Source organism: Streptomyces panacea, assembly GCF_040560175.1.
GTDB lineage: Bacteria > Actinomycetota > Actinomycetes > Streptomycetales > Streptomycetaceae > Streptomyces > Streptomyces panacea.
The window spans coordinates 1-3,105 of record NZ_JARJHW010000339.1 but is presented as its reverse complement, the minus strand read 5'-3'; the positions used below and the strand labels follow the sequence as shown (position 1 = coordinate 3,105).

Here is a 3,105-nt window from a genome sequence, read left to right as displayed (position 1 = left end):
GGGAGTCCTCCTCGGGTGATGACACAGGGCGGATGGGCGACAGGTGCTCATGGCCCTTGAGACGTACGGACTCGCCTTCCCTGTGGACCACGACTTCGGGAACCCAGGTCAGCGCCGAGAGGTCCACGGTGAAGCGTTCCCGGGACTCCAGCAGCAGGGACAGTCGTCGCAGGTTCGGGAAGAACTCCCGCAGTCGCCCGGCGTCGGAGTCCTCGGCGATCCGTAGGACGAGGTTGAGCTGAGTGACGGACGGACAAGGGGGCAAGCCGAGGGGCATGGTCAGCATGCCCGGTCCGGACCCGGGCTCTGCGAAGTACGGTCCGTCCAGCATGAGTTCTTCCAGGCCGAGATCTGCGACGCCGCTGTAGTCGTCGACCTCATGGCATGACATCAGGTGCAGAGAGGTCAACGAGGTGGCCTTCTCGCCGAAGGCCCGGAGATTCTTGAGCCGGCTGTTGTCGAAGACGGCGACTTTGCGGGCTCCCACCGCTCGGACGGCACTCGCCATTGCCTCGGGACTCAAATCGCCGTTGAACGTCACATCAGGCGCCGATCCCACCAGGTGCAGAGCCGCGAGCTGCTCCGCGGAGTGCACCGCGATCGTCAGGTCGGTGGTGTCGATGCGGCCAAGAATCAGTTCGGCGAAGGCCCTCGTCTCGAATGAGGCCCAGGAATAGATGAGTTCGACCCGAACGGCGCGTGCCGGATGAGGTGCGTACTCGCGAAGCACCTGTAACGCGTGCTCTCCGCCGATCAGTTGTGCCGTCCTCACCACAGCCGCCGCCTCCACGTCCGACAGCCCCTCGGGTCCGGGCAGCAGATCCAGAACGAGTGGGCCGGCATCGGCCAGCCGGTTCGCTTCTTCCTCGTTCTTGGGCGGGATCAACGCGGCGGCCCGTCGCTCGACCTCCGTGCGGACCGCCGGATCGAGACTCGTCGCGTGTTCCAGACTCGCGGCTGCCAGCAGATGAATCCGCGCCATGATGTTGTGCGAGGTCTCGGAGACAGCGTCCCCCAACGCGACGAGTTTTGTGAGTAATGCCGCCCGCTCACCGTCCCGGGCATGGCCGACGGCCATGCGGACGATGTCCTCCCACTGCGGCTCATGGGCGTGCGAGGCGATCATGTTGATGTCCTGTGCCTCGATGGCCGCCCGCGCCCCCAGATAATCCAGAAACGTCCGATGAATGAAGTCCACCGAGCCCGCCGTCGGCGCACGCAGGACACCGCTCCGGTGCAGCAGGAACCGGAAGACCATGGGGGCGTCCTCGGGAGCGGCGACCTGTGGCATGGCCGGCAGGAGCCGGGAGATCAGCCCGATCACGTCCCGCTGCTCCGCCTCCGCGATCTCGTTGCGGATCATCCAGTACGCGATCTCCTGGAGGATCTTCTGCTGCGCCTCCTCGGAGAGCTTCAGACCCTCCGGTGCTCCGACCGCCCGTTCGTGGTCGCGCCGGACGAGGAGCGTCGTGAGCGCCGCGCCGTACAGCTTCATCCTGCTCTCCGGCAGGAATCCGTGCCGATCGCGGTGCAGGGCGCAGATCATGGCGCACATGAGGGGGTTGGTGGCGAGCCGGGCCAGGTCCTGCTTCCGTGGCAGGGCGGACAACAACTGCTCCTCGTAGCCGTCGAGTTCGACGCGCTCGGATTCGCGAGAGGTGATCGAGCGCGCCGCCGTGTGCCAGCTGCGTACGAACGCGGTGACGTCCGGCTGGTTCATCGCCAGCAACTGGAACTCGGCGAACTCCTTGCGGCTCAACCACCCGTCGTCCACGGCGGTCGGCCGGGTGGTCACCACCACGGCCGTGCGCGGATACGCGGCCAGCAGCTTGAGCAGCCAGTTCTTCGTCCTCGCGCGGTCGGCCTCAGGCATCTCGTCCACGCCGTCGACGAGGAGAAGCCCGCGCCCTTCGGCAAGCACCGTGTCCATCCACCGTACGGGCGGGCTCAGCGGATGTCCCGCCGCGCTGAGGAATTCCGCCGGCGCGGGCAGCGCGGCGCCCCGCACGAGCGTGCGCAGCGGCAGCACCACGGGGACGCGCCCGTCGAAGTGGGCGAGCTGTTCGGGGAGTGTGTTCCGCGCGGCGTTCACCGCCAGCCACTGCACCAGAGTGGTCTTGCCGGACCCCGCGGCACCACGCAAAAGCACGCGCTGCCTGTCGCGCAGGGCCGACTCGACCCGGCCGCGTTCGGGCACGGTGCGCCCACCGTCGTCCCCGTGGCCATGGACCAGTTCGAGGCTGAGATAGGCGGAGTCGAGGGGCCACTGCGCATGCTCGGAACGGCTGAAGTCGAGGCCGAAGACGCTCAGTTCCCCGAATGCCTCGGCGACGTACGCGCGATAGCGATCCTCGAACTCGGCGGACATGTCGGGAGACTGGTGCAGCGACGTGCAGTGCGGAGACTCGCCGAAGTGGATGGCGTAGAGCCTGGCGAATCTGGGGATGTCCGTCAGCCTGTGCAGTGGCACCGCTGTGATTCGGCTGTGCTGCCAGCCCGCGGCGTCCCTGGTGACCACGCCGATGAGATGTCTGCCGGCGAAGACCGGCGCGCCGGACATCCCGGCCCACGGCGACGCCCCGTCGTCCCGTACGGCGGGAGGGGTGCCCGTTCCCTCCAGGACGTACTCGGCACGCACGCTGCCCGACTCGGGCCTGAGGGTGCCGCGGAACTGCTCGATGTCCAGCTTCTGACGGGCGTACCGCTGTACCTGGGGATATCCGAGGGAGTAGCACTCCCGCAGTGGCGTGACGCCGACGACGCGCCCGAACTCGTTGGGCCGGAACGCGCGGGCGGTCGCGGGCGTCACCAGGTCCTCGTTCGCCAGTAGCAGAGCCGCGTCACCGTCCTCGGCCTCGCCGACCCACAGCGTCAGGCAGGAGATCCGCCCGCACCCGCCCGGCACGACGACCGTCGTCGCCGTGTTCTCGGCCAGCAGATGCCCCGCGGTGAGGACAACGCGGGCGGAGAGCAGATAGCCGCTTCCCTGCATGGCACCGAACACGGCGGCGATACGGTCCTTGATGACCCCTCGCCTCCTGCCCGACGACGGGTTCGACCCACCGTCGTCCCCCGACTCCCAGCCTAGGCCGTGTCTTCAAAGTT

Annotated in this window: 1 protein-coding gene; it reads right to left on the bottom strand. The window is 68.0% G+C overall.

All coding sequences use genetic code 11. The features are described 5' to 3' along the window. Nucleotides 1-3,004 (bottom strand): NACHT domain-containing protein (locus P3L51_RS35660; RefSeq protein ID WP_354609519.1); only part of this gene is annotated, 3,004 nt, incomplete at its 3' end. Nucleotides 3,005-3,105: the final 101 nt, after the last annotated feature.